Here is a 26,338-nt window from a genome sequence, read left to right as displayed (position 1 = left end):
CCGGCTTCAATGTTTGGTTTCGTTGAAAGGCATTTCAAAATAATCGGGTCCCGGGCGTGTTTCCGGGTCCGCTTCATCGTCGGTTTCCGCGTCTTCTGGCAAGGCCCAAAACAAGCGGTCTGGAATGACTTGGCCCATGCCCGGCCGAAAGCCCTCGTCCAGGCACCGGTCGAGGTAATGCAGGGCTTCGCTGCTGGCTTCGGGCAAATCCATACCCGTGGCCAAGAGGGCAGACAGCGCAGCGGTCAAGGTGTCTCCAGCGCCCGCAAAAACAGCTTCAATGCGCTCGAATTTTTCGTGGGCCAGCACGGTCTCTGGCGAAGCCAAGACGTTGTCGATGTGTTGCTCGGGCAAGGGCAGCCCAGTCACCAGGGTGTAGGGCACGCCCAGCTCGGCCGCAGCTTTGGCAATGTCGCGTGGGCCAGGGTTGCGCTCGCCTGTCCATTCGGGCAAAAGCCAGCGGCGCAAGGTGCTGTGGTGCCCTACCAAAACGCTGGTTTGTGGCAGCATCAGTTCGCGAAAAGCATCCAGATAGGCGTCAATCTTGTCTTCTTCCCACCACGACAAGTTGGGCATGTAGGCCACCACGGGCACACCGTCGTAGTCATCGGCCAACTCGGCGATGGTGGCCAGGTTTTCTGGGGTGCCCACAAAGCCCACTTTGATGACCTGAACGGGGACGTCCTCGGCCACGGCACGGGCTTGGTCGTGCACAGCTTCTGCGTCGAGGGGGTAAAAATCGGTGATGCCGCTGGTGTCGCGCACATAACTGCCGGTGCAGACCGGCATGCAGTGCGCCCCGACCGAGGCCATGGCCGTGGCATCGCAGGTCAGGCCACCCGCACCACTGGGGTCATTGGCGTTGAAAGACAACACACAAGCCAAGCCATCAGACCCTTCGGCATCAAGGTCTTCGGTTTCGGTTGCGTTGTCGGGGAGTTGTGCGGTCATGAAAGGCAGGTTGAAGAAGGGCTTCAGTCGGTCTTCAGCAGGGCGTTCGGCGGTGCCCGATACAATCAAATCATTCTATTCGACTCTCTGATTGCGATACTGTGATGGAACACAAAACTTGGATGTGCCTGATTTGCGGCTGGATTTACGACGAAGCCGAGGGCGACCCCGAACACGGCATTGCCCCTGGCACCAAGTGGGAAGACGTGCCCATGAACTGGACATGCCCTGAGTGCGCAGCCCGCAAAGAAGATTTCGAGATGGTCGCCATCTGATCAGTCTGCGTTTTTCTTGACCACCGCATACCGGGCCAGCGTTTTCTCGCGGGCTTGGGCGTGGTCAACGATGGGGGCAGGGTAGGTCTTGCCGATCACCACCCCTGCCGCTTGCAATTCCATGGGCTTGGCCAGCCAAGGCGCGTGCAACGCGGCCGTAGGCAACTTTGCCAATTCGGGCACATAGCGGCGGATGAATTTGCCCTCTGGGTCAAACTTTTCGCTTTGGCTGATGGGGTTGAAGATGCGAAAGTAAGGTTGCGCGTCGCAGCCGCTGGAGCTGGCCCACTGCCAGCCGCCATTGTTGGCTGACAGGTCAAAGTCGTTCAGGTGGGTGGCGAAGTACTTTTCGCCCCAGCGCCAGTCAATGCCCAAATCTTTCACCAAAAAGCTAGCCACCACCATGCGCAGGCGGTTGTGCATATAGCCGGTTTGGTTGATCTGGCGCATGGCCGCGTCAACCAAGGGGTAACCGGTGCGGGCCTGGCACCAGGCGTCAAACAGCTTGTGCGCGTGTGGACCGTGCTCCCAATGGATTGCGTCGTAGTCAGGCTTGAAGCTTTTGCCTTGGCCCACATGCGCGAAGTTGTGCAGCACCTGCACATAAAAATCGCGCCAAATCAGTTCTGACAACCACACACTGGCCCCCACACTGCCGGCCAACATGCGCGGTTGTGCCTCGCGTGCCAGTTGCCGGATCGACACCGTGCCAAAGCGCAAATGCACGCTCAAATAACTGGGCCCCTTGACCGCCGGGAAGTTGCGCGTGTCTTCGTATTGGTCAATCCGGGTCAAAAAGTCTTGCAGCAAGGCCTGTGCGCCCGACTCGCCCGTGGGGATCTTCAGAGCTTGCAGGTTGGTGGGTTCAAAGCCCATGTCTTGCAAGCTGGGCACGGGCATGGCCAAGTCGGCCGGGCGCGGGGCCAAGCGCTGAGCCAGTGGGTCTGTCTCGAAAGCCTGCAGGTCTTCAGGGGTGACCTTTTTCAGCCAAGCGTTTTTGTAGGGCGTGAAGACGCTGAAGGGCTTGGCCATTTGCGTCAGCACCTCGTGGCGCTCAAACACCACATGGTCCTTGAAGGTGTGCAGCACGATGCCGTGGTCGGCCAAGTGGCCGCGCACCTGGATGTCGCGGGCCAGTGCCAGGGGCTCGTCGTCGTGGTTGGCAAAAACCACCTGGGCTTCCAGGTGCTGGGCCAGCTTGACGATTTTGTCTTTGGCCACGCCGTGGCGCACGATCAGCCCTGCTTGGGGGTGATTCGCCAACGCTCGCAAGCGGGTGTCCAATTCGACCAGTGACTCGCGGATGAACTCGACCCGCCGGTCAGCGCGGGGCAGCGCATCCAGGATCTCGGTGTCGAACACAAACACCACATGCACCCGCTGGCAGTGTTTCAAGGCGTGAAAGAGGGCGGCATTGTCGGTCACCCGCAAGTCGCGGCGCAGCCAAACCAGGCCACAAGAAAAAGAGGGTTCCATGGCAGTGCGAGGTTCCGTGGGCATCGTGGCCCCGTCAAGGTGGTGAGGATGCTGGCGGTCGGTCATCGGCTCAAGCCAGACCGCTAAAATCAGCGTATGACAGATTGTGCCTCTATCGACCTCAAGCATCATTTCCTGATCGCCATGCCCGGGTTGGAAGATGAGACATTTGCCCGCAGTGTGATTTACATGTGTGAACACAGCGAACGCGGTGCCATGGGTTTGATCATCAACAAGCCTGCCGACATCAGCATGCGCCTGCTGTTTGACAAAGTGGAGCTGCCCCTGCGCCGGGAAGACCTGATGAACATTGCCGTGTCAAACGGCGGCCCATTGCAGACCGAACGTGGTTTTGTCCTGCACGACCCGATCCAGTTGGACAAACCTCCAGAAGAAGGGGGCTCGGTCTACGCCTCCACACTCACCGTGCCGGGTGGGCTGGAGATGACCACATCGCGCGATGTGCTGGAAGCCTTGTCCTCGGGGGCCGGACCCCGCCGGGTGCTGATCACCTTGGGTTACGCCTCGTGGGGCGAAGGTCAGCTCGAATCCGAGTTGGGTGAAAACACCTGGCTCACGGTGCCCGCCTCGGCTGATGTGATTTTTGATGTGCCCATGGCCGAGCGCTATGACCGCGCGTTGGACCTGTTGGGCCTCAAAAGCTGGATGCTCTCGCCAGAAGCGGGGCATGCATGAGCGCTTTGCCAGACAACACCGTCCCTGCTTCGCAACAGACTTTCTTGGCGTTTGACTACGGACTCAAGCGCACTGGCGTAGCCGTGGGCAACCGCTTGATAAAAAGCGCCACCCCGCAAGGCACGATTGCGGCCGAGGGCGATGCCCGTTTTGAGCACATCGCCAAACGAATCAAAGAGTGGCAGCCCGACGCGCTGGTGATCGGCGTGCCCCTCCACCCCGACGGGGGCGAGCACGAAAACACTTTGCGCGCACGCAAGTTCGGTCGTCAGTTGCGCGGCCGTTTTGGCCTGTCGGTGTACGAGGTGGACGAGCGCTACACCACGACCGAAGCCCATTCTTATGGCGCGAAGGATGCCGATGCGGCAGCAGCTGCGATCATTCTGGACCAATTTTTAAGGAACCTGCCATGAGTGCTTTGGCTTTGGATGCAGAGGCCCTGTACCAGGAACTGTTGCGCGGCGTGCGCAGCTTGTGCCAGGCCAACACCCGATTGGTGGGCATCACGTCGGGGGGCGCCTGGCTGGCCGAGCGCTTGCAGCGCGACTTGGGTCTGTCCGGTGAATCGGGTCAGGTGTCTTCGGTCATGCACCGCGATGACTTTGCCCAGCGTGGCTTGTCGGCGGGTGGGCAGACCAGCTTGCCCTTTGAGGTCGATGGTGCCGACCTCCTGATCCTTGACGACGTTCTCTATACCGGCCGCACCATCCGTGCAGTGCTCAACGAAATTTTTGACTACGGCCGCCCCGCCCGTGTGCAACTGGCCGTATTGGTCGACCGGGGTGGCCGTCAGCTGCCCGTCCAGGCCGACTACGCTGCTGCCCGTGTGGCTCTGCCCGAGACGCAATCGCTGGCGCTGGCCCGAGACGCGGCGGGCCGTTTCAGTTTTGACGTGGAGAACAAAGCCTGACTGAGGTGAGAACAACATGCTCTACAAACGCAACAACCCCCAACTCAACAAAAACGGCGAGCTGATTCACCTGCTCTCCACCGAAGGTTTGTCCAAGGACATTCTCACGCACATCCTCGACACCGCGTCGAGCTTTGTCAGCGTGAGCGACCGCGAAGTCAAAAAGGTGCCGCTTTTGCGCGGTAAGAGCGTGTTCAACCTTTTCTTTGAGAACAGCACCCGCACCCGCACCACCTTCGACATCGCCGCCACGCGCCTGTCGGCCGACGTTTATACGCTCGATATTGCGCGCTCTTCGGCCAGCAAGGGCGAATCCCTGCTCGACACCATCGCCAACCTGAGCGCGATGGCCGCCGACATCTTTGTGGTGCGCCACAGCGAGTCGGGCGCGCCCTATTTGATCGCGCAACACGTCGCGCCCCATGTGCATGTGGTCAATGCCGGTGATGGGCGTCACGCCCACCCCACCCAGGCGCTGCTGGACATGTACACCATCCGGCACTACAAAAAAGATTTTTCCAACCTCACCGTGGCCATCGTGGGCGATGTGCTGCACTCGCGTGTGGCCCGCTCGGACATCCACGCGCTCACCACGCTCGGCTGCGCCGAAGTGCGTGTGGTCGGCCCCAAAACGCTGGTGCCCGCCGACATGGCCCAGATGGGCGTGCGCGTCTTCAACAACCTCGAAGAGGGCATCAAGGGCTGCGATGTGGTCATCATGCTGCGCCTGCAAAACGAGCGCATGAGCGGCGCGCTGCTGCCCTCCAGCCAAGAATACTTCGAGAGCTTTGGCCTCACGCCCGAGAAGCTGCAACTGGCCAAGCCCGATGCCATCGTCATGCACCCCGGCCCGATCAACCGAGGGGTTGAAATCGACTCGGCGGTGGTCGACGGTCAGCAAAGCGTGATCCTGCCGCAGGTGACCTTCGGCATCGCCGTGCGCATGGCGGTGATGAGCATCGTCGCGGGCAACGAGGCATAAGGACAAGAACATGAAGATCCTGATTCAAAATGGCCGCGTCATCGACCCCGCCAGCGGCTTTGACCAAACCGCCGATGTGGCGATTGCGGCTGGGCGTATCGTGGCCATGGGCCAAGCGCCTGCCGACTTCACGCCCAACCGCGTGATCGACGCTAAAGGCTGCATCGTGGCCCCCGGCCTGGTGGACCTGGCAGCGCGTTTGCGCGAACCTGGGCAAGAACACGCCGGCATGCTCGAGAGCGAAATGGCCGCCGCCGTGGCCGGTGGGGTGACCAGCTTGGTCTGCTCGCCCGACACGGACCCGGTGCTCGATGAGCCAGGCTTGGTCGAGATGCTGCGCTACCGCGCCGAAAAACTGCACCAGGCCCGCGTGCTGCCTTTGGGTGCACTCACGGTTGGGCTCAAGGGCGATGTGTTGACCGAAATGGGCCAACTCACAGCCGCCGGTTGTGTGGGTTTTTCTCAGGCCGAGGTGCCGATCCCCAGCACGCAGGTGCTGCAACGCGCCCTGCAATACGCCAGCACCTTCGGGTTCACGGTCTGGTTGCGCCCGCAAGATCTGCACCTGGGCAAAGGTGTGGCCGCCAGCGGCCCACTGGCCACACGCATGGGTTTGTCCGGCGTGTCGGTGGCTGCCGAGACGATTGCCTTGCACACGATTTTTGAGTTGGTGCGCAGCACCCGAACCCGCGTGCACCTGTGCCGCATCAGCAGCGCCCAAGGTGTGGATTTGGTGCGCCAAGCCAAGGCCGAGGGCTTGCCTGTGACGGCCGATGTGAGCATCAACTCGCTGCACCTGACCGATGCCGACATGGGTTACTTTGACAGCCGTGCGCGCCTCACGCCCGTGTTGCGCCAGCAGCGCGACCGCGATGCCCTGCGCACAGGCCTGGCCGACGGTACGCTGGACGCACTCGTGTCTGACCACACGCCGGTAGACGCCGACGCCAAGGCCTTGCCTTTTGCCGAAGCCGAGCCCGGTGCCACAGGTCTTGAGTTGCTGTGGAGTCTGGCCCTCAAGTGGGGTCAGGAATCGGGCGTGGCGTTGCCGCAAGTGCTCTCGCGCATCACGGCCGATCCGGCCCGTGTGTTGGGCACGGCCTTGGGCCCTTTGCAAGACTCGGTCGGCCATCTGGCCTTGGGCGGCGTGGCCGATGTGTGTGTTTTGTCCACAGAAGGCCATTGGCCTGTGACGGCAGCGTCTTTGCGCAGCCAAGGCAAGAGCACGCCTTTTTCAGGCTATGAGCTGCCAGGCCGGGTGTTGCTCACGGTGGTGGGCGGTCAAGTGGCATTCGAAGCCCCGTGATTGCTCTGTCGTAGCGTGTTGCTCAGCATGAGTTCTTTCAAAGCCATCTGGAAATTCCTGCGAGGCCTTTGGCATGTCTTCATGGGCATGTGGCTCATTTACAGCCATTTTCCTCGGCTCAGCCCTGAGCAGCGGGAAATGCGCGTGCAGGCATGGTCGCTCCAATTTTTGGCACTTTGGCAAATCCATTTGAAGGTGGAGGGTCAGCCCGTGCTCAACGGCCCAGCGCTTTTGGTGGCCAACCACATTTCTTGGCTGGACATCATGGTCATCCACGCAGCGCGCCATTGCCGCTTTGTGTCCAAATCCGACATCCGAGGCTGGCCACTGGTGGGCATGTTGGCCACAGGTGCGGGCACGCTCTACATTGAACGGACCAACCGAAAGGACGCGCTGCGCATGGTCAAAGACATGGCCAGCGCCATGCAAGAGGGCGATGTGGTGGCCATTTTCCCAGAAGGGACCACCAGCGACGGGCGCGACTTGCTGCCTTTTCACGCCAATTTGATCCAGTCAGCGATTCAAGCCCAGGCCCCGGTGCAGCCCATGTCGCTGAAGTTTGTGGACAGTCAAACCGGTGAAATCACCTTTGCGCCTTGTTACATCGGCGATGACACCTTGATTGGCTCCATGTGGCGCACACTCAAAGCACCTGGCATCACTGCCGTGGTTCATTTTGGTGCCTTGCAGCAGGCCGATGGGCGCGATCGCCGCACATGGGCCCATGATCTGCGCGAAGAGGTGATCAGGTTGCGCGACGCCCGCGATTGACGTTTGTCAAATCGCTGTCTGGCTCAGCAAATCTTTCGAGCAATCTTGTAAATGGGTGAGCTTGGATCGATGTCCATCCATTCGTGCAACATCCCTTGGCGGTACACCGTATCCCCCTTCAGCATGGCTTCGGAGTAATAGGTCATGTGCAAAACACGGGCCATCTTGCGTTTGCAATTGACTTGGACTTGAGACTGCAATGACATGTAGGTTTTGCCATTGCTGGTGGTCTGAGGTTTTTTGTAGTCCAGTGCGCTCCACACCTTTTTCAGCCCGTCTTCCGTGGTGATGGATTGGGTGTCGATGAAAAACAAACCATCCTGGTTGTTCATGATGGGCTCCCACTTGGAAGAGGCATTCGCCCCTGTTCCCACAAGACAAGCCCCGATCAACACTGCCAAAGAGACGAATGGGATGGTTTTCATGGTTGGGCTCTAAAAAATGGGCGCTGAGCCAGACTGAGGGAGTCAGACGTGGTGAAAACCATCATGTCCTGCGGTTGAGCAGCTGAGAGGCCAGGACCACCATGGCTTGACGGTGCGGGTTGTCAGGCAACTGCATGGCGGCATCAATGGCCCGCTGGGCTTCTGCTGCAGCGGCGTCGCGTGTCGCCTCCAAGGCCCCAGTTTCTCGCACGATGGTCACGATGTCGGTCAAACGGTCTACGCTGCCGGTTTCGATCGCCTCGCGCACCATTTGCCTTTGTGTTTCATTACCGCGCTGCATGGCCAAGATCAGGGGCAGGGTGGCTTTGCCTTCGCGCAAGTCGTCACCCAAGTTTTTACCCATTTCAGCGGCATTGCCGTCGTAATCGAGCACATCGTCGATCACCTGAAAAGCGGTGCCGAGGGCTTGGCCGTAATCGGCGCATGCGGTTTCGATGGCCGACGGGCTGCCCGCCAATATGGCTCCCAAGCGGGCGCTGGCTTCAAACAATTTGGCGGTTTTGGAGCGGATGACGCGCAAATAGCCTTCTTCGTCCAGCGAGGCGTCGTGCATGTTCATCAATTGCAGCACTTCGCCTTCGGCGATCACATTGGTGGCATCGGCCAGGGTTTGCATGACCCGCATGCTGTTGGCGTCCACCATCATTTGAAAGGCGCGGGAGTACAAAAAATCGCCCACCAGCACGCTGGCCGGGTTGCCAAAGCTCTCGTTGGCCGTCGGGCGACCGCGACGCAAGGTCGATTCGTCCACCACATCGTCGTGCAGCAAAGTGGCGGTGTGGATGAATTCGACGACCGCAGCCAAGTTGTGGCGCTGGCTGTCTGTGTAGCCCAATGCACCACAAGTCAGCAACAAAAGGACAGGCCGCAGCCGCTTGCCGCCAGCGGAAATGATGTATTGCGCCACTTCGCCCACCAAGGGCACGCCTGAATCGAGCCGTTGGGCGATCACCCGATCGACTTCGGCCATATCGGGGGCCACCAATTCGAGAACGGCGGCAGTGCTGTGTTCAGAGGCAGACAAATGGAGTATCCGGCTGGGTTGCCCGGCTGAACCGGGGCGTCGAGAACGCTTTTTCAAGCGCGGTTTGTGTGGGATTGCATTATAGGGACCGCCTGAGTATTCACACCCTTAGAAGGGCAGTCTCTTTGACCATTTGCCTGATTGGCTTTGGCCGTGCTAAAATCTTGGGTTCCTTGGGGATTAGCCCTTGGAAACTTCCATTCAAAGAGGTCATTTATGTACGCGGTCATAAAAACCGGTGGCAAACAGTATCGTGTTGTCGCTGGCGAAAAAATTAAAGTAGAACAGATTGCTGCGGACGTTGGCCAGGAAATCGTGATTGATCAAGTTTTGGCCGTCGGTACCGGCGCTGAACTCAAGATCGGCACGCCCCTGGTGTCCGGCGCCACAGTCAAAGCCACAGTTTTGGCGCATGGCAAGCACGACAAAGTGCACATCTTCAAGATGCGCCGTCGTAAGCACTATCAGAAACGTCAGGGTCACCGCCAGCAGTTCACTGAACTGCAAATCGGCGCGATCTCTGCCTGAGGAGAATAGGTCATGGCACAGAAAAAAGGCGGCGGCTCTACGCGCAACGGTCGTGATTCCAAGCCAAAAATGCTCGGCGTCAAGGCTTTCGGTGGTGAACTGATCAGCGCAGGCTCGATCATTGTTCGTCAACGTGGCACCAAGTTCCATGCTGGCAACAATGTCGGCATTGGCAAAGACCACACTTTGTTTGCCCTGGTGGACGGCCATGTGTCGTTCTCTACCAAAGGTGAGCTCAGCAAGCACATGGTCAACGTGACACCGGCTGTTTAAGCCTGTCTCGCCCATTGCGAAGAGGAGCCCCGCAAGCCGGGGCTTTTCGCATTTTGGCTCGCTGGTATTTTGACGGCGAGCCCCAAGCTACACTGGAAATCTCATGAAGTTCGTTGACGAAGCCTATATTGACATCTCCGCGGGTGACGGCGGGAACGGCTGCGTCTCGTTCCGCCATGAAAAGTACAAAGAATTTGGCGGCCCCAACGGGGGTGATGGCGGTCGTGGCGGGCATGTGTTCGCTTTTGCCGACATCAACCTGAACACCTTGGTCGATTACCGCTACTCGCGCAGGCACGATGCCAAGCGGGGTCAGCACGGCATGGGTTCTGACATGTTCGGCGCAGCGGGTGATGATGTCACCCTGAAAATGCCCGTGGGCACCATCATCACCGACGCCGAAACCGGCGAAGTGCTTTATGAGCTGCTGGTGCCGGGCGAGACCATCATGATCGCCAAGGGCGGCGACGGCGGCTTTGGCAACATGCGTTTCAAAAGCGCGATCAACCGTGCGCCGCGTCAGAAAACACCGGGCTGGCTCGGTGAAAAGAAAGAGCTCAAGCTCGAATTGAAAGTGCTGGCCGATGTCGGCCTGCTGGGCATGCCCAATGCGGGCAAGTCCACTTTCATTGCGGCCGTCTCCAACGCACGTCCCAAGATTGCCGATTACCCCTTCACCACCTTGCACCCCAACTTGGGCGTGGTCCGCGTGGGCCCTGAGCAAAGTTTTGTGGTGGCTGATGTGCCCGGTTTGATCGAAGGTGCGTCCGAAGGCGCAGGCTTGGGGCACTTGTTTTTGCGCCACTTGCAGCGCACCCGTTTGCTGCTGCATGTGGTCGACTTTGCACCGTTTGACGAGAACGTTGATCCAGTGCAACAAGCCAAAGCCATCGTGGCCGAGCTCAAAAAATACGACCCAGGTTTGTACAACAAGCCGCGCTGGTTGGTGCTCAACAAACTGGACATGGTGCCCGCCGAAGAGCGCGAGGCCCGTGTCAAAGATTTCATCAAGCGCATGCGCTACAAAGGCCCGGTTTTCCAGATCTCTGCCTTGACCCGCGAGGGTTGCGAGCCGCTGATCAAAGAAATTTACAAGCACATCCGTGCCCAGCAAATCATCGAGCAAGGCATTGTGGAGATTGACCCGCGTTTCACCGAGCAGGACAAGCCACAAGAGCCGGATGCCGATGACCCGCGTTTCAAGCCACTCGCATCGGATACCGAGTAACCGGGCCATCAAGCCTAAGTTTGCGGATTACTGCCGCCATTTACACGCCTACTTTCGATGACTTCTTCAGCCATGTCCACCCTGTTGCGTGACGCCCGCCGCATCGTTGTCAAAGTGGGCTCCAGCCTGGTGACCAACGAAGGCCGCGGCTTGGACGAAGGCGCGATTGGCGAGTGGTGCCGCCAAATGGCGCTGCTCAGCGCCCAAGGCAAAGAGGTGGTCATGGTGTCCAGCGGCGCCATTGCCGAAGGCATGAAACGCCTAGGCTGGACCACGCGTCCGAGCGAAGTGCCTGCCTTGCAAGCGGCCGCAGCCGTGGGCCAGATGGGATTGGCGCAAATGTACGAAACCAAGCTGCGTGAAAACGGCATGGGCAGTGCCCAAGTACTGCTCACGCACGCCGATCTGGCTGACCGTGAGCGTTACCTCAACGCCCGCTCAACCTTGCTCACTTTATTGCAACACCGTGTGTTGCCCGTGATCAACGAAAACGACACGGTGGTCAATGACGAGATCAAGTTTGGCGACAACGACACCTTGGGCGCTTTGGTGGCCAACCTGATCGAAGCCGATATCTTGGTGATCTTGACCGACCAAAAAGGCCTGTACACCGCCGACCCGCGCAAAGACCCTGCAGCCACGTTTGTGCACGAAGCCCGCGCCGGGGACCCTGCACTGGAAACCATGGCCGGTGGGGCAGGATCCAGCATCGGTAAGGGCGGCATGATCACCAAAATTTTGGCGGCTAAACGGGCAGCCGGCTCGGGTGCATCCACGGTGATTGCTTGGGGGCGTGAACCCGACGCTTTGCTGCGTTTGTGTCAGGGCGACAACATGGGCACCTTGCTGGTGGCTCAAACCGCCAAGCAACAAGCACGCAAGCAATGGATGGCCGATCACCTGCAGTTGCGCGGCTCGGTCACGGTGGATGCCGGTGCGGCCCACAAAGTGTTGACCGAAGGCAAAAGCCTCCTGCCCATCGGCATGAGTGGCGTGGCGGGCGATTTTTCGCGCGGGGACGTGATCGCCATTCGGGACGAGCAAGGCGCAGAAATTGCCCGGGGATTGGCCAACTACGCCAGCGCCGAGGCCCGTTTGCTGTGCCGCAAGCCTTCACACGAATACGAGGCCTTGTTGGGCTACACGGCCGAGCCGGAAATGGTGCACCGAGACAACCTGATCCTCAGCCGCTGAAGTCAAAAAAGCCCGCAGATGCGGGCTTTTTCTGGTTCATCCTTGGGGGTTGGGGTCGAAGCTGGCGCCAGGCGGCAATTCCATGTGCATCGGTGCCTGCATCTCCATCCCGCCGTTCTGCCCGCTGTCTTGCTCCATGCCTTCGCGTGGGCCACGGTTGCCTCCGCGCAAATAGCGGTTTTGGCGGTCATTGCGGGGCAGGAAACGGGCCAACTCGGTGAGTGCCATTTCGTAAACACCGCGTTTGAACTCGACCACGACATCGAGCGGCACCCAGTAATCGTTCCAACGCCAAGCGTCGAATTCGGGGTGGTCGGTGGCGCGCAGGTTCAAATGATGGTCGTGGGTGACCATCTGCAGCAGGAACCAGATTTGTTTCTGGCCCTTGTAAAAGCCGCGAGCATCCCTGCGGATAAAGCGGTCTGGCACTTCATAGCGCAACCAGTCACGGGTTCGGGCCACGATGCGCACATGCTCCGGCTGGAGTCCCACCTCTTCGTGCAGTTCACGGAACATGGCTTGTTCAGGGCTTTCGCCCCGGTCAATGCCACCCTGCGGAAACTGCCAGCTGTGGGTGCGTATGCGCTTGCCCCAGAAAACCTGGTTTCTCTGGTTGAGCAGAATGATGCCGACGTTGGGCCTAAAGCCTTCACGGTCAAGCATAATCAACCTCAAATTTTTAAATTGTGTCCATTATGCACGGCGCACCGCCGCTGGCTCTTGGATGTTTCCCTGATACCCTGCCAGAGTTAGTTTGACGCGATGAAAGCCTCCCAGTTCCTCATTTCCACCCTGAAAGAAGCGCCTGCCGACGCCGAAGTGGCCAGCCACAAGCTGATGACACGCGCCGGCATGATCAAGAAGCTGGGCGCAGGCATCTACAACTACATGCCGATGGGCTTGCGTGTGATCCGCAAGGTCGAAGCCATCGTGCGCGAAGAGATGAACCGCGCCGGTGCGATTGAGATGACCATGCCCGTGGTGCAGCCTGCTGAACTTTGGCAAGAGACTGGCCGGTTCGACAAGATGGGCCCTGAGCTCTTGCGCATCAAGGACCGACATGGCCGCGACTTCGTGATCCAGCCCACCAGCGAAGAAGTCGTGACCGATGTGGTGCGCCAGGAAGTTCGCAGCTACAAACAGCTGCCCAAAAACTTCTACCAAATCCAGACCAAGTTCCGCGACGAGCGCCGCCCACGCTTCGGCCTGATGCGCGGCCGCGAATTCATCATGAAAGACGCCTACAGCTTTGACCGTGACATGGCGAGCGCCAAGGCCAGCTACCAGGTGATGGCCGGGGCCTATCGTAAGATTTTTGACCGTTTTGGCCTGACTTACCGCGCTGTGGCTGCCGACAGCGGTGCCATTGGTGGCGACCTGAGCGAAGAGTTCCAAGTGATCGCTGCCACGGGCGAAGACGCCATCGTTTACTGCCCAACCAGCGGCTACGCTGCCAACATGGAAAAGGCAGAGGCCCTGGCCCCCGGCCAGCCACGCGGTCCGGCATCGCAAGCGCTGACCAAGACGGCAACTCCGGGAAAAAGCACTTGTGAAGACGTGGCCGCCTTGCTGAGCGTGCCCCTGTTCACCACCGTCAAGTCGCTGGTTTTGGCCACTGATACCCTCAATGAACAAGGCGAGATCGTCAAATCGCAAGTCTGGCTCTTGCTGCTGCGCGGCGACCACGACATGAACGAAGTCAAGGTCGGCAAACTGCCTGGCATGGAAGGCGGCTTCCGCTTTGCGACACTGGCCGAGATCGACGAGCACTTTGGCTGCAAGCCCGGTTACCTTGGCCCCTTGAACCTGAAGAAGCCCGTGCACTTGGTGGCCGACCGCGATGTGGCCGTCATGGCAGACTGGATCTGCGGCGCGAACGAAGAAGACTTCCACATCACGGGCGTGAACTGGGGCCGTGACCTGCCTGAGCCCGCGCTGGTGGCCGACATCCGCAACGTGGTCGCGGGCGACCAATCGCCTGACGGCCAAGGTGAGTTAGCGATCGAGCGCGGCATTGAAGTGGGCCATGTGTTTTATTTGGGCACCAAATATTCCAAGGCCATGAACGCCACTTTCCTGGACGAGAACGGCAAGCCCCAGTTTTTGGAGATGGGCTGTTATGGCATTGGCGTCACGCGCCTGCCTGCTGCCGCTATTGAGCAAAACCACGACGAGCGCGGCATCATCTGGCCCGACGCGATTGCGCCCTTCACCGTGGTGGTTTGCCCCATCGGCATGGACCGCAGCGAAGCCGTCAAGGCGGAGGCTGATCGTATCTACGCCGCCTTGTTAGCCGAGGGTGTGGACGTGATCTTGGACGACCGTGGCGAGCGCCCCGGTGCCATGTTTGCCGACTGGGAGTTGATCGGTGTACCGCACCGCGTCACCATCGGCGACAAAGGCCTCAAAGACGGTATGGTCGAGTACCAGCACCGCCGCGACGCCGAAGCGACAAAGGTGTCGGTCGCTGACATCCTGTCGCACATTCAGAGCCGCACAGCGATTTGATCAAATCCACGGCCTGTGGGGCCGTGCTGAACTTCAGTCTTTTGTCGCGTGACGTTGCACGCAGGCGATATACGCCTCGCCATCGGGCATGCGGCCAGCGCGCTGGCTTTCGTGAACCATGCGGCCCAGGCATTCCATGGACTGGTGATGCGCGTCGTGCAATGAGTTGAGTCGGTGCGTGAGCAGTTCCACAGCTTGGCGAATGCCCCGAGGCTGGTCGATGCTGCATTGTTCGCTGATCGACAGGTGCATGGACAGGTGCAAAAACGGGTTTTCCTTGTTCGGATCGGCTTTGTGCATGTTGGCCAGCGCCGCGTCCACATCGGACAGTTCGGCGTGGTACTCGGGGTGCTCGTCAATCCACTGGCTGACGAGCATTTCCATGGGTTCAAGCGTCGCAGCGGTTTTGGCCTTGGTATAGACACCGCAAAAAAAGCGCCGAACATCGGCTTGTGAAGGTTGGATCAGCATGTGTTCCATTGTCCCTCATGTCTGCCTGGGGTAGCCTGCGATCAGGCCTGGGGGCCGGGGCTCAGAGGCGCTTCGCTTTGCCACATCGCCCCGCCCCCCAGGCCTGATCGCAGGCATGGCAGTCGGATCTTGCCGCGATGCAGTCTGAACAGCGTTTGGCTCTGCTCGCGCGATGTGGCAAAGCGAAGCGCCTCTGAGCGCGGGCATGGCCAAACGCTGTTCGGACGGTTTTAATGCCGGGATCAATCCCGTCAATCACCAAAGTACGCAATAAAATGCATTCAACCTTAATCCGGAGACTCAAAACATGAACCAAGCCTACATTTGCGACGCGATCCGCACCCCCTTTGGCCGTTACGGCGGTGCCTTGAGCAGCTTGCGCACCGATGACCTGGGCGCTGTGCCCCTGCGCGCACTGATGGCCCGCAACCCCAATGTGGACTGGGCCGCCGTGACCGACGTGCTCTACGGCTGCGCCAACCAAGCCGGCGAAGACAACCGCAACGTGGCCCACATGAGCAGTTTGCTGGCCGGTTTGCCCATCGACGTGCCCGGCGCGACCATCAACCGCTTGTGCGGCTCGGGTCTGGATGCCATTGGTACCGCAGCGCGCGCCATCAAGGCCGGTGAAGCGGGTTTGATGATTGCTGGTGGCGTGGAAAGCATGAGCCGAGCTCCGTTTGTGATGCCCAAGGCCGAAACGGCCTTCAGCCGCAACAACGCGGTCTACGACACCACCATTGGCTGGCGCTTTGTCAACAAACTGATGAAAGCGCAATACGGCGTGGACTCGATGCCCGAGACGGCTGAGAACGTGGCCACCGACTACAAGATCGAACGCGAAGCGCAAGACCTGATGGCCTACAACAGCCAGCTGCGTGCGGTGGCCGCCATCAAGGCCGGTCACTTGGCCCGTGAGATTGTGGGTGTGAGCATCCCCCAGAAGAAGGGTGACGCGATCATTGTGGATACCGACGAGCACCCGCGTGAAACCAGCCTCGAAGCGCTGGCCAAGCTCAAAGGCGTGGTGCGCCCTGACGGCACCGTGACCGCAGGCAATGCTTCGGGTGTGAACGACGGCGCTTGTGCGCTGCTGTTGGCTGACGAAGCTACCGCCGCTAAAAACGGCCTGACACCCAAAGCCCGCATCGTGGGCATGGCCACTGCCGGTGTGGCCCCGCGTGTCATGGGCATTGGCCCTGCGCCCGCCACCCTCAAAGTGCTGGCGCAAACCGGCTTGACCATTGACCACATGGACGTGATCGAGCTGAACGAAGCCTTTGCTGCGCAAGGCTTGGCCGTGCTGCGCATGTTGGGCCTGAAAGACGACGATGCCCGCGTGAACGCCTGGGGTGGTGCCATTGCCTTGGGCCACCCATTGGGTGCATCCGGTGCCCGCTTGGCCACCACGGCCATCAACCGTTTGCAGCAAACGGCCGGTCGTTATGCGCTGTGCACCATGTGCATTGGCGTGGGTCAAGGCATTGCCTTGATCATCGAGCGCGTTTGATCAAAACCCAAAATATTTTGCTCAACCCATAACGCCCGTGCGCACTTACCAGGCCCAACCGGTGGCGCCGCGGCTGCGGCTGCCGCCAGGTGCATGTGATGCCCATGTCCATGTGTTTGGCCCGCCAGAACTGTATCCCTACAACCCCTCGCGCCAAATCACCCCCGTCGCTGCACCGCGAGACACCCTGTTTGCATTGCATCGCACGCTTGGCATTGAACGTTGCGTCATCGTCCAATCCATGGTGCATGGTTTGGACAACCGTGTGGTTGAGGACGCCATCGCAGCCGGTGGTGGGCGTTATTTGGGTGTGGCACTTGTACCGCTGGATGTCCCTGACGCAGAGTTGGCGCGCTTGGCGCAGCTCGGCATGCGTGGTGTGCGGTTTAACTTCATGCGCCATTTGGGCGCGGGGGCTGACGTTCGCGATGTGATCGCCATGACCCCACGACTGGCGGCCCATGGCTTGCATTTGCAGGTGCATTTTGAGTCGGAATTGGTGCACGAACTGAGCCCTTGGTTGGTGCAAAGCAAAGTGCCGGTCGTGATCGATCACATGGGGCGTGTGGATGCCCGTTTAGGTGAGCACCATGTGGACTTTCAGGCCCTGATGCGGCTGCTGAATGCACCAGGTTTTTGGGTCAAGCTCAGTGGCATTGACCGGATTGATGCCCACGCCGAGCCCCAACAGCGTTACAGCAAGGGCGTGCTCTTGGCGCAGCAACTGTGGCGCCATCACGCCGATCGCTGTGTCTGGGGCAGTGACTGGCCGCACCCCAACCACACCCATATTCCGGATGATGCAGCGCTTGTGGATGCGATTGCGCAAATCGTGCCCGATGAATCGGGTCGGCAGGCCTTGCTGGTGGATAACCCGCAGCGTTTGTACCGGTTTGTCTGAGCGCGGTTCTTTCAGCTGGCAGGTGATGGGCTGTCCATGAATGGGTCTGGCCACCAGCCCCTTCGGGGGCTTTTTTGTGCCTGCTCGAGTTCTTCGGGGCTGACGTCGATTTCCATGCGCAGCAGGGCTGCACCCATGGCTTTGCCCAGGTTATCGAGGCGCAAGTTGCGTGCACCGCCGCCTTGCAGCGCGCCGTGCAACACGAACTTCAGGGCCAGGATGTTGGGCAGTGCCCAAGCGTCCACCTGCCCCGGGAGCCAAGGCGCAAAGTGGGCTTGCACTTTGGCAGCAGTAACTTCGCGTTCGATGATGCGGTAACCCGCTTCGTTCCAGGCGAACAAGCCAAAGTCCACCCAGTCGGCTTTGTCGCCGCTGCGGGCGTGAGCCAGTTTGACCAAAGGGATGCGCAGTGTGGTTTTCATGCGGGCACCTCCAGCATTTCAACGTGTGCTTTCACCAGATGTCGATCGATGAGCGTGGGCCAAATGCCCAACAACTCGCTGCTGTTGTTCATACCCTGAAAGCCGCAGGTGTAGGCGGGTCCGCTCAGGGCCATCCAAGGGAAGAGCCGTCCAAAGCCATCGGCTGCGGCTTTGCTGGGCGTGCGCAGGACCATGCGCACCCAAATTTCAGGGCGTTCGTTGAGTTCGGCTGTGGGGGGCAAAGGGGCCAAAGCGCCGTGTGCAGAGTTCAGCCCGGGGTATTCCACAAACAATTCGTCGAAGGGAATTTTGCGTTCGTGCAATTGCGTGCGGATGATGGCTTCGGCTGCTTGCACTTTGTCCCAGGCGTCGGGCCAAGAAAAACCCCAAGTCACGTCGGCTTTGAAGCCATCTTTGAAGCCCGCCACCACCTTGAGCTGCGGGGTGGGCGCGCTGCCTTGTGCGCCCGTCAAACGTACGCGGTTGTGGCCTTCATCGTGGAGTTCAATCTGGCCCATATCGAGCACCACATCGGGCGAAAAGTAAGCATGTGGGTTGTGCACTTCATACAGCAGTTGTTGGCGCACGGTGTCAAAGTTGACCAGGCCGCCTGTGTCGGGTGCCTTGGTCAGGATGGCCGTGCCATCGGCAAAAACCTCGGCAATCGGGTAGCCCGTGTGCGCCAAATCGGGGATGCTTTGCCAGTGGCTTTGATCGCCAAAATTGCCGCCACTGCCTTGGCCTGAACACTCCAACAAATGCCCGACCGTGAGGCCTTGGGCCAGGCGGTTGAAGTCTTCGGTCGTTTGTGCATCGCTCAGTTTCCAGCCCAGGCCATGCACCAGTGGGCCTAAAAAAAGGGCCGCATCGGCCACGCGCCCCGTGATCACGATGTCGGCCCCGTGGTTCAAGGCGTCCACGATCGGTTGTGCGCCCAAGTAGGCGTTGCCAAACACCAAACGGTCGCGAATGCTGTTCACCGCGGTGCCATTCATCATGTGGTCAAAGCCAGTCTGCCCCTCTTGCAACTGGGCCAGCACATCATCGCCAGAGACCACCGCAATGCGCGGGTGCCAGCCCTTGGCCGCGAGTGCCGTTTGCACCGCCTGCGCTGCGCCCATGGGGTTGAGGCCGCCCGCGTTGCATACAAAGCGCACACCACGCGGCTGCATCAACGGCCACAAACGCAAAAGCATGGGCACCACGTCGCGGGCATAGCCCAGAGCAGGGTCGCGCTGGCGGTCTTTTTGCAAGATGGCCAAGGTGAGTTCGGCCAAATGGTCGCTGGCGATGAACTGAACGTCGCCCCGCTCAATGCTGGCGACCACGGGTTCCCAGTTGTCTCCGTAAAAGCCTAGGCCCGAACCGATGCGAATGGATTGCGTCATAGGGCGATATTGAAGCCTTGTGTATGGGCCGTAATGGGGGACAACCCCTAGGAAAAGTCTCTTGCAAGACATGCACAATCGCACGACCGTTCGCAAATGCAATTGTTGCTTTTCAAAGCAGCAAATTGCCAAGCAAAACGACAGAAGTACAAAAGGAGACAAGTGTGCAATTGCTGCAACTGCTGATCAGCGGTGTGGCTCAGGGCTGTATCTACGGACTCATCGCCCTGGGTTTTGTGCTGATTTACAAGGCCACCGAAACGGTGAGCTTTGCCCAGGGCGACCTGATGATGGTGGGTGCCTTCGCGGGCCTGGGCGCCATGACATGGCTGGGCTTCCCGTTTTGGGTCTCTGTGCCTGCGGCCATCGTGGCCATGGGCGTGTTCGGCGTTTTGCTCGAGCGGCTGGTCATCCGTCCCATCTTGGGACAACCTGCTTTTTCCATCGTCATGCTCACCATTGGTGTGGGCTATGTGCTGCGTGGCCTGATCACCATGATCCCCGATGTAGGCACCGACACCCACACCATGCCCGTGCCCTATGCCGGGCAGGTCTTGCAAATGGGCACCTTGGTGGTGGCGGCCGAACAGTTGGTGGTGATCTCTTTCACCACCGTGCTTTGCTTGGGGCTGTTTGCCATGTTCAAGTACAGCAAGCTGGGCATTGCCATGCAGGCTTCTTCGCAAAACCAGCTGGCGGCCTACTACATGGGCATCCCGGTGCAAAGCCTCAATGGCTTGGTGTGGGGCTTGGCGGCAGGCGTGGCCGCGGTGGCGGGTTTGCTTTTGGCACCCATTACCTTTGTGCACGCCAACATGGGCTTCATTGGCCTGAAGGCCTTCCCCGCAGCGGTGGTGGGTGGCTTTGGCAGCCTGCCTGGCGCGATTGTCGGTGGGTTGGTGATCGGCATTGTGGAGTCGCTCGCTGGCTTTTATCTGCCTGAAGGCGTGAAAGACATTGCGCCTTACATCGTGGTCTTGCTCATGCTGGTGCTCAAGCCCAATGGTCTGTTCGGCGAAAAACTGCGCAAGAAAGTCTGAGGCCCCAGCATGCGATTCATTTTCAAAACCCAATACAACCAAGACATCACGCTGGCCAAGCACGGAGGCCATGTCTTTTGGTACAGCTTGCTCGCGGTGTTCCTGATCGCGGCCCCCTGGGTGGTGGCCGAATACTGGCTGGCCCAATTGACCTTTGTGCTGATTTACGCGGTGGTGGGCTTGGGCCTGATGCTCCTGGCCGGATTCACGGGGCTGTTCTCCATGGGGCATGCCGCCTTTTTGGGTGTAGGGGCCTACACCGAAGCCGTGATGGTCAATGCCGGTGTGCCGTTTCCGATCGCGCTGCTGTGTGCTGGGCTGTTCTCGGCCATTGCGGGCGTCATCGTGGGCTTGCCTGCGCTGCGCGTCAAAGGCATTTACCTGGGCATGGCCACCTTGTCGTTCGGCTTCATCGTCGAAGAAGGCATCGCCCGTTGGGAGCACATGACCGGTGGCAACGCGGGTCTGAGTGTCAACCCACCCGCCATGATGGGCTGGACGCTGGACAGCACCGAAGAGTTTTATTTTCTGTGTTTGGTGGTCGCGGTGGGGGCCACGCTGGCCATCCTCAACTTGCTGCGCTCGTCCACCGGGCGCGCATTCGTTGCCATCCGTGACTCTGAAATTTCGGCTCAAAGCATGGGCATCCATCTGGCCCGCTACAAGACCTTGTCGTTTGCCCTGTCGGCTGCACTCGCTGGCATCGGTGGCGCTTTGTACGCGCACAAAATCCAGTTTTTGTCGCCTGACCAGTTCAACATCATCCAGTCCATCGACTTGTTGTTGATGGTGGTCATCGGTGGTTTGGGTTCGGTCCATGGCGCATTTTTGGGCGCGATTTTCCTGATCGTCATGCCGCAATTGATTGCCGTGGGCAAAGACTTTTTGCCTGCTGCGATTGGCGGCGCGACTGGCCTGCAGGGCACGGTGTATGGCATGGTGCTGATCGCCTTTGTGTTGTTTGAACCGCTCGGGTTGTATGGACGCTGGCTCAAGGTGCGCACCTGGTTCCAGCTGTTCCCGTTTTACCGCCGTGGCATGTTCAAGCGCCAAAAATCCTTCCAGAAGTCGGACCGCCTCAAATGAACGACGACATCCTCCTTTCTGCTCAGAACCTGAGCGTCCGATTTGGCGGCGTGCTGGCCGTCAACAATGTCAGCTTCGACGTCAAGCGCGGCGAAGTGTTCACCCTGATCGGCCCCAATGGCGCAGGCAAGACCACGGTGTTCAACCTGATCAGCCGCATCTACACGCCCACCACGGGCACGATCGACTACGCAGGCCCCAAGGGCACGCTGCGCTTGACCGATCAACCGGCGCACAACATTGCAGGCTTGGGCATTGCGCGTACCTTCCAGAACATCGAGTTGTTCGAGCACGCCACCGTGCTGCAAAACCTCTTGATTGGCCGTCACACCCACCGCAAAACCGGGATGTGGAGCGAGATGTTTTTCAGCAGCAAAACCCGCGCTGCCGAGATCGAGGCGCGTGAAAAAGTCGAAGAAGTCATCGACTTCTTGGATCTGCAACACCACCGTGATTCGATGGTGGCAGGCTTGCCTTATGGCGTGCGCAAAGTGGTGGAATTGGCCCGCGCCCTGTGCACCGAGCCCAAACTGCTCCTGCTGGACGAGCCCTCATCGGGCCTGAACGTCGAAGAAACCGAAGACATGGCCTTCTGGATTTCTGACATCCAGCATGAACTGGGCATCTCGGTGCTCATGGTCGAACACGACATGGGGCTGGTGTCCAAAGTGTCTGACCGGGTGTTGGCCATGAGCCAAGGCCAAGAGCTGGCCACCGGCACACCTGCCCAAGTGCAAAGCGACCCTGGGGTGATTGAAGCCTATTTGGGTTCGGCGGACGATGTGTCTGCGCTGCGCCGCGAAAACCACCCAGCGGAGGCCGCATGAACACCGCCGTAAACGAGGACATCGTCCTCAAATTGCTCAACGTCGAAAGCGCCTATGGCCCGATCAAGGCCATCCGGGGCGTGAGCTTGCAGGTCAAAAAAGGCGAAATCGCCACCGTGCTCGGCTCCAATGGTGCGGGCAAGACCACCATTTTGAAAACCATCAGCGGCATCATCGATCCGCGCAAGGGCTCCGTGGAATTCAAGGGCCAAAACATCACCGCCATGGACCCGGCGCTCATTGTGCAAAGTGGGCTCATGCATGTGCCTGAAGGCCGTGAAGTGTTTCCCCTGCTGTCGATCCGCGACAACCTGCTGATGGGGGCGTTTACCCGCAACGACCGCGATGGCGTGGCCCTTGACATGGAGGCCGTGTTCAACTACTTCCCCATCCTGCGCGAACGCGCTGCACAAGACGCCGGCTTGCTCTCGGGTGGGCAGCAGCAGATGCTGGCGATTAGCCGAGCGCTCATGGCCAACCCCGATTTGATCTTGTTGGATGAACCCAGCCTGGGCCTCTCTCCCAAGCTGACCAAAGAGATTTTTGAGATCGTGGTGCGCATCAACCGCGAGCGCGGCACCACCATCTTGTTGGTCGAGCAAAACGCCAACATGGCGCTCAATGCCTCGGACTACGGCTATGTGCTCGAAAACGGCCGCATCGTGATGGAGGACACCTGTGCCCGTTTGCGTGAAAAGGACGACATCAAGGAGTTCTATCTGGGCATGAAGGAAGAGGGCGTGCGCGCCGATCGCCGCTGGAAAAAGAAGAAAACCTGGAGATAAGAGATGAGCAACCTCTGGGACGCCTCGGGCATCGCGCCCAACAAAAACATCGTCATGGCAGGGGAGACCATCCCTGCCATTTTCTGGAACGCCGTGGCCGCACGCGGCCCCAATGTGTGGATGCGCCAAAAAAAGCTGGGCATCTGGCGCAGCTGGACCTGGAACGAGACCGCCAAAGCTGTGCGAGAAATCGGGCATGGCCTGATGTCGCTGGGCTTTGAGCCCCACCACACCGCCTCCATTTTGGCGAACACCAACATTGAATGGGTTTTGTGCGATCTGGCGGTGCTCAGTGCCGGTGGTGTCGCCAATGGCATTTACCCGACCGATGCGGCCGACCAGGTGCATTACCTGAGCGAAGACTCGGGCACGTCATTTTTGTTCGTCGAAGACGACGAGCAACTCGACAAGGCATTGGCCGTGCGTGACAGGCTTCCGCTTCTGAAGAAGATCGTCGTGTTCGACATGGAAGGTCTGCGCGAGTTCCATGACCCGCAGGTGATCAGTTTGGATGACTTGCGTGCATTGGGCCGCGAGCATCTGGCGGCTCACCCCGAGATGCTCACACAGCGAACGAACGCCTGCCAACCCGAAGACTTGGCCATTTTGGTCTATACCTCGGGTACTACCGGCAAACCCAAAGGCGGCATGCACAGCCACCGAGGCCTGGTCTACAGCGTGCGGGGTTACAACACCTTGATTGCCCGCGACGAGACCGACGAGTGCATGTGCTTTTTGCCGCTGTGCCACATCGCCGAGCGCATGGGCGGCGAATACTTCTCGCTGTACACCGGGGCCAAACTCAACTTTGTCGAAAACCCCGAAACCGTGCCCGAGAATGTGCGCGAGATTGCGCCCACCGTGTTCACCGGGGTGCCGCGTGTGTGGGAGAAGTTTTACTCTGGCGTGATGATCGCGCTCAAGGAGGCCGGGGGCTTTCAGCAATCGGTTTATGGCTGGGCCATTGGTGTGGGCCAGAAGGTCGCCGAATTGGTGCTGGCGCGCAAGCCTGTGCCTGCGCATTTGAAGCTGCGTTTCCATGTGGCCCGTTGGCTTGCGCTCAACAATGTGCGCAAGATGATCGGCATCCACCGGGCTCGCTTTCTGGTGACAGGCGCTGCCCCCATCTCGCCTGATCTGGTGCGTTGGTATTTGGCGCTGGGCCTGCCCATGCTGGAGGTGTGGGGCATGACCGAAACCTGTGGTGCTGCCACGGGCGTGCCTGCCGACCGCATGAAACCCGGCTCGATTGGCCCTGCGGCCGACTTCAACGAAGTGCGTCTGGACCCGTTGACCAGTGAAATTCTGGTGCGTGGCCCCAACGTGTTCATGGGCTACCTGAACCTGCCCGAGAAAACCACCGAGGCCATTGATGCCGATGGCTGGTTGCACACGGGTGACGTCGGTGTGGTCGATGAGGAAGGGTTTTTCCGCATCACCGATCGCATGAAAGACATCATCATCACGGCAGGGGGCAAGAACATCACCCCGAGCGAGTTGGAAAACGAATTGAAATTCTCGCCCTACATCACCGATGCGGTGGTGATTGGCGACAAACGGGCTTACCTCACAGTGATCATCATGATCGATCAGGAAAACGTGGAGAAATACGCACAAGACAACGATGTGCCTTTCTCCAACTACGCCAGCCTGACCCATGCGGCAGAGGTGCAAGCGCTCATTCAGGGCGAAATGGAGCGTGTGAACAAGAAGTTTGCCCGCGTCGAGCAGATCAAGAAGTTCTGGCTGCTCGACACCCAGCTGAGCGCCGAAGACGAAGAGTTGACCCCCACCATGAAGCTCAAACGCAAACTGGTGGAACAAAAATATTCGCCGCAAATTGAAGCGATGTACCGCTGACCGATTCACCTTTCACTTTCAACAGGAGACAAACCCATGAAAATAAAACCCACTCTGATCGCCGCAGCGCTGGCCTTGACCGCCAGCGCGGGCATGGCCCAAACGCAAGGCGTGTCCAAAAATGAACTTGTTTTGGGTTCGATCCAAGACTTGTCCGGCCCCTTGGCCGGCTTTGGCAAGCAGGTGCGCCTGGGCCTTATGCTGCGCGCCGATGAAGCCAACGAACAAGGCGGTGTCAACGGCCGCATGATCAAATTGCTGGTGGAAGACTCGGGCTACGACCCCCGTCGCGCCGTGTTGGCGGCCCAAAAGCTGGTCAACCAAGACAAGATTTTCGGCATGATCGCCCACATTGGCACCGCCCAGAACATGGCCGCTATGCCGGTGCAGTTCCAGAAGAACGTGGTCAACTTTTTCCCGGTGACCGCTGCACGCGAAATGTACGAGCCCTTCCACAAGCTCAAATACTCTTTTGCATCGACCTATTTCGATCAAATGCGTTATGCCGTGCCGACCCTGGTCAAAGAAAAAGGGGCCAAGCAAATTTGCGCCATGTACCAAGACGATGAGTTCGGCTTGGAAGTGTTCCGCGGTGCCGAGGCAGGCCTGAAAGACACCGGCATGCAGTTTGCCGAAGTCACCACTTACAAACGTGGCGCCACCGACTTTGCCTCGCAGATGCAAAAACTCGCTTCGGCCAAGTGCGATTTCGTGGTCATGGGCACCATCATCCGCGAGACCATTGGTGGCATCGCGACAGCGCGTCGCCTGGGCTTCAATCCCACCTTCTTGGGCTCAAGCGCGGCCTACACCGACCTGATCCACAAGCTCGGCGGCCCCGCCATGAATGGCTTGTACGCCACCATGACGGTGCAACACCCCTACTTGGACGAGTCCGCTCAGAACATCCGTTTCTGGGCCAACAAATACAAAACCAAGTTCAACGAAGACCCGACCGTGTTCTCGGTTTATGGCTACAACGCTCTCGACACTTACTTGCGTGCGGTGGAAAAAGCCGGTGCCAACCTGACGACCGAGAGCTTCATCAAGGCCATGGACACGATGAAGACACCCACAGACATGTTCGGCAGCCCAGAAATGTCCTTCAGCCCTACCAAGCGTTTGGGCAGCAACATTTCTCGCATGTCACAAATCCAAGATGGTCGCTGGAAAGTCGTCGCCGACTATCCCAAGGGCAAGTGATCTGCGCAGCTTGACTGCTGATTGACTTCACCTGTTAGCCGCCAAGTTTCGCCTGGAACTGGCGGCTTTTTTTGTGGTTGTGGTCGGCGGTTTGAAACGGCTGGCGTGACGTGGCCTTGGCCTTGGCCTTCGGCTCAGGACTTGTGAGTGTCTGCACTAAAGCGGCAAGCCAATGAGCAGCGCAAATCCAGTGTTTCAAAACACCATTGATTTTCAGTCAATAACTCTTTTTTTCTCTGAGTATTTTTTCGCATAACTCAGTAAAAATAAGAGCTAA

At 59.2% G+C, this 26,338-nt stretch carries 28 protein-coding genes; 20 read left to right on the top strand and 8 right to left on the bottom strand.

Annotated features, from left to right (window positions below; all coding sequences use genetic code 11):
- Positions 1-6 precede the first annotated feature (6 nt).
- Positions 7-951, bottom strand: a complete 945-nt coding sequence (locus tag B9Z40_RS04695) for a bifunctional hydroxymethylpyrimidine kinase/phosphomethylpyrimidine kinase (protein WP_100172920.1) — start codon at positions 949-951, stop codon at positions 7-9.
- Between the two features lie 104 nt (positions 952-1,055).
- On the opposite strand from B9Z40_RS04695, the gene B9Z40_RS04690 reads away from it, so the two are divergent.
- Positions 1,056-1,226, top strand: a complete 171-nt coding sequence (locus B9Z40_RS04690) for a rubredoxin (protein ID WP_019427587.1) — start codon at positions 1,056-1,058, stop codon at positions 1,224-1,226.
- On the opposite strand, the gene B9Z40_RS04685 is transcribed toward B9Z40_RS04690, so the two are convergent.
- The gene (locus tag B9Z40_RS04685) at positions 1,227-2,702 is read right to left on the bottom strand and encodes a deoxyribodipyrimidine photo-lyase (RefSeq protein WP_100172919.1); all 1,476 of its coding nucleotides are present in this window, start codon (positions 2,700-2,702) and stop codon (positions 1,227-1,229) included.
- Positions 2,703-2,798: 96 nt separating this feature from the next.
- Here B9Z40_RS04685 and B9Z40_RS04680 point away from each other — a divergent pair, with 96 nt between their 5' ends.
- The 6 genes from B9Z40_RS04680 to B9Z40_RS04655 are packed head-to-tail and all read left to right on the top strand — an operon-like array spanning position 2,799 to position 7,367.
- Positions 2,799-3,398, top strand: a complete 600-nt coding sequence (locus tag B9Z40_RS04680; protein ID WP_100172110.1) for a YqgE/AlgH family protein — start codon at positions 2,799-2,801, stop codon at positions 3,396-3,398.
- Entirely contained in the window at positions 3,395-3,811 is a 417-nt protein-coding gene (gene ruvX, locus B9Z40_RS04675; protein WP_100172109.1) for a Holliday junction resolvase RuvX, read from the top strand. The genes B9Z40_RS04680 and ruvX overlap by 4 nt, the downstream gene beginning before the upstream one ends.
- Positions 3,808-4,308, top strand: a complete 501-nt coding sequence (pyrR, locus tag B9Z40_RS04670) for a bifunctional pyr operon transcriptional regulator/uracil phosphoribosyltransferase PyrR (protein WP_100172108.1) — start codon at positions 3,808-3,810, stop codon at positions 4,306-4,308. The genes ruvX and pyrR overlap by 4 nt, the downstream gene beginning before the upstream one ends.
- A gap of 16 nt (positions 4,309-4,324) precedes the next feature.
- Positions 4,325-5,290, top strand: a complete 966-nt coding sequence (locus tag B9Z40_RS04665; RefSeq protein ID WP_100172107.1) for an aspartate carbamoyltransferase catalytic subunit — start codon at positions 4,325-4,327, stop codon at positions 5,288-5,290.
- Positions 5,291-5,300: 10 nt separating this feature from the next.
- Positions 5,301-6,596 (top strand): dihydroorotase, encoded by a 1,296-nt coding sequence (locus B9Z40_RS04660; protein WP_100172106.1) that lies wholly within the window; start codon positions 5,301-5,303, stop codon positions 6,594-6,596.
- A gap of 27 nt (positions 6,597-6,623) precedes the next feature.
- The gene (locus B9Z40_RS04655; protein WP_100172105.1) at positions 6,624-7,367 is read left to right on the top strand and encodes a 1-acyl-sn-glycerol-3-phosphate acyltransferase; all 744 of its coding nucleotides are present in this window, start codon (positions 6,624-6,626) and stop codon (positions 7,365-7,367) included.
- 23 nt (positions 7,368-7,390) lie between these two features.
- On the opposite strand, the gene B9Z40_RS04650 is transcribed toward B9Z40_RS04655, so the two are convergent.
- Both B9Z40_RS04650 and B9Z40_RS04645 read right to left on the bottom strand, forming a co-directional pair.
- Entirely contained in the window at positions 7,391-7,792 is a 402-nt protein-coding gene (locus B9Z40_RS04650; RefSeq protein ID WP_100172104.1) for a surface-adhesin E family protein, read from the bottom strand.
- 61 nt (positions 7,793-7,853) lie between these two features.
- The gene (locus B9Z40_RS04645; protein WP_100172103.1) at positions 7,854-8,837 is read right to left on the bottom strand and encodes a polyprenyl synthetase family protein; all 984 of its coding nucleotides are present in this window, start codon (positions 8,835-8,837) and stop codon (positions 7,854-7,856) included.
- Between the two features lie 216 nt (positions 8,838-9,053).
- Here B9Z40_RS04645 and rplU point away from each other — a divergent pair, with 216 nt between their 5' ends.
- The 4 genes from rplU (at position 9,054) to proB (ending at position 12,060) form a co-directional block, all read left to right on the top strand.
- Positions 9,054-9,365 (top strand): 50S ribosomal protein L21, encoded by a 312-nt coding sequence (gene rplU / locus B9Z40_RS04640; protein WP_019426390.1) that lies wholly within the window; start codon positions 9,054-9,056, stop codon positions 9,363-9,365.
- Between the two features lie 12 nt (positions 9,366-9,377).
- A complete protein-coding gene (gene rpmA, locus B9Z40_RS04635) occupies positions 9,378-9,638 on the top strand; it encodes a 50S ribosomal protein L27 (protein ID WP_019430604.1) in 261 nt (86 codons plus the stop codon).
- A 103-nt stretch (positions 9,639-9,741) separates the two neighbouring features.
- The gene (gene cgtA, locus B9Z40_RS04630) at positions 9,742-10,866 is read left to right on the top strand and encodes an Obg family GTPase CgtA (protein WP_100172102.1); all 1,125 of its coding nucleotides are present in this window, start codon (positions 9,742-9,744) and stop codon (positions 10,864-10,866) included.
- Positions 10,867-10,923: 57 nt separating this feature from the next.
- Positions 10,924-12,060 carry a glutamate 5-kinase gene (gene proB, locus B9Z40_RS04625; protein WP_100172101.1) on the top strand — a complete coding sequence of 379 codons (1,137 nt, stop codon included), beginning with the start codon at positions 10,924-10,926 and terminating at the stop codon, positions 12,058-12,060.
- Positions 12,061-12,096: 36 nt separating this feature from the next.
- On the opposite strand, the gene B9Z40_RS04620 is transcribed toward proB, so the two are convergent.
- Positions 12,097-12,723, bottom strand: coding sequence for an RNA pyrophosphohydrolase (locus B9Z40_RS04620; RefSeq protein ID WP_100172100.1), 627 nt, complete (start codon positions 12,721-12,723; stop codon positions 12,097-12,099).
- Between the two features lie 99 nt (positions 12,724-12,822).
- Between B9Z40_RS04620 and B9Z40_RS04615 the strand changes: the two genes are divergently transcribed.
- Positions 12,823-14,568: a proline--tRNA ligase gene (locus tag B9Z40_RS04615; RefSeq protein WP_100172099.1), complete on the top strand. Its 1,746-nt coding sequence runs from the start codon at positions 12,823-12,825 to the stop codon at positions 14,566-14,568.
- A 33-nt stretch (positions 14,569-14,601) separates the two neighbouring features.
- Here the strand turns inward: B9Z40_RS04615 and B9Z40_RS04610 are convergent, their stop codons facing one another.
- A complete protein-coding gene (locus tag B9Z40_RS04610; protein ID WP_199172527.1) occupies positions 14,602-15,036 on the bottom strand; it encodes a DUF1841 family protein in 435 nt (144 codons plus the stop codon).
- A 310-nt stretch (positions 15,037-15,346) separates the two neighbouring features.
- Here B9Z40_RS04610 and pcaF point away from each other — a divergent pair, with 310 nt between their 5' ends.
- Together pcaF and B9Z40_RS04600 are read left to right on the top strand one after the other, a co-directional pair.
- Positions 15,347-16,549, top strand: coding sequence for a 3-oxoadipyl-CoA thiolase (pcaF, locus tag B9Z40_RS04605; protein ID WP_100172098.1), 1,203 nt, complete (start codon positions 15,347-15,349; stop codon positions 16,547-16,549).
- A 28-nt stretch (positions 16,550-16,577) separates the two neighbouring features.
- Positions 16,578-17,450 carry an amidohydrolase family protein gene (locus tag B9Z40_RS04600; RefSeq protein ID WP_199172526.1) on the top strand — a complete coding sequence of 291 codons (873 nt, stop codon included), beginning with the start codon at positions 16,578-16,580 and terminating at the stop codon, positions 17,448-17,450.
- A gap of 11 nt (positions 17,451-17,461) precedes the next feature.
- Here the strand turns inward: B9Z40_RS04600 and B9Z40_RS04595 are convergent, their stop codons facing one another.
- Together B9Z40_RS04595 and B9Z40_RS04590 are read right to left on the bottom strand one after the other, a co-directional pair.
- Positions 17,462-17,872, bottom strand: a complete 411-nt coding sequence (locus B9Z40_RS04595) for a hypothetical protein (RefSeq protein WP_100172096.1) — start codon at positions 17,870-17,872, stop codon at positions 17,462-17,464.
- Entirely contained in the window at positions 17,869-19,260 is a 1,392-nt protein-coding gene (locus B9Z40_RS04590; protein ID WP_100172095.1) for an acyclic terpene utilization AtuA family protein, read from the bottom strand. Before B9Z40_RS04590 ends, B9Z40_RS04595 begins: the two co-directional genes overlap by 4 nt.
- Before the next feature lie 164 nt (positions 19,261-19,424).
- Between B9Z40_RS04590 and B9Z40_RS04585 the strand changes: the two genes are divergently transcribed.
- Genes B9Z40_RS04585 through B9Z40_RS04560 form a run of 6 tightly spaced genes read left to right on the top strand, consistent with a single transcriptional unit; the run spans position 19,425 to position 26,061 of the window.
- Positions 19,425-20,300 (top strand): branched-chain amino acid ABC transporter permease, encoded by an 876-nt coding sequence (locus B9Z40_RS04585; RefSeq protein ID WP_100172917.1) that lies wholly within the window; start codon positions 19,425-19,427, stop codon positions 20,298-20,300.
- Positions 20,301-20,309: 9 nt separating this feature from the next.
- Positions 20,310-21,386: a branched-chain amino acid ABC transporter permease gene (locus B9Z40_RS04580; RefSeq protein ID WP_100172094.1), complete on the top strand. Its 1,077-nt coding sequence runs from the start codon at positions 20,310-20,312 to the stop codon at positions 21,384-21,386.
- On the top strand, positions 21,383-22,213 hold the full coding sequence (locus B9Z40_RS04575; protein WP_100172093.1) for an ABC transporter ATP-binding protein: 831 nt from the start codon (positions 21,383-21,385) through the stop codon (positions 22,211-22,213). The genes B9Z40_RS04580 and B9Z40_RS04575 overlap by 4 nt, the downstream gene beginning before the upstream one ends.
- Entirely contained in the window at positions 22,210-22,998 is a 789-nt protein-coding gene (locus tag B9Z40_RS04570) for an ABC transporter ATP-binding protein (protein WP_100172092.1), read from the top strand. Before B9Z40_RS04575 ends, B9Z40_RS04570 begins: the two co-directional genes overlap by 4 nt.
- Before the next feature lie 3 nt (positions 22,999-23,001).
- Positions 23,002-24,858 carry a long-chain fatty acid--CoA ligase gene (locus B9Z40_RS04565; RefSeq protein ID WP_100172091.1) on the top strand — a complete coding sequence of 619 codons (1,857 nt, stop codon included), beginning with the start codon at positions 23,002-23,004 and terminating at the stop codon, positions 24,856-24,858.
- Between the two features lie 36 nt (positions 24,859-24,894).
- On the top strand, positions 24,895-26,061 hold the full coding sequence (locus B9Z40_RS04560) for an ABC transporter substrate-binding protein (RefSeq protein ID WP_100172090.1): 1,167 nt from the start codon (positions 24,895-24,897) through the stop codon (positions 26,059-26,061).
- Positions 26,062-26,338 lie beyond the last annotated feature (277 nt).

This window comes from Limnohabitans sp. 15K (assembly GCF_002778285.1).
Taxonomy (GTDB): domain Bacteria; phylum Pseudomonadota; class Gammaproteobacteria; order Burkholderiales; family Burkholderiaceae_C; genus Limnohabitans_A.
This window is presented reverse-complemented; position numbering and strand designations above follow the sequence as displayed.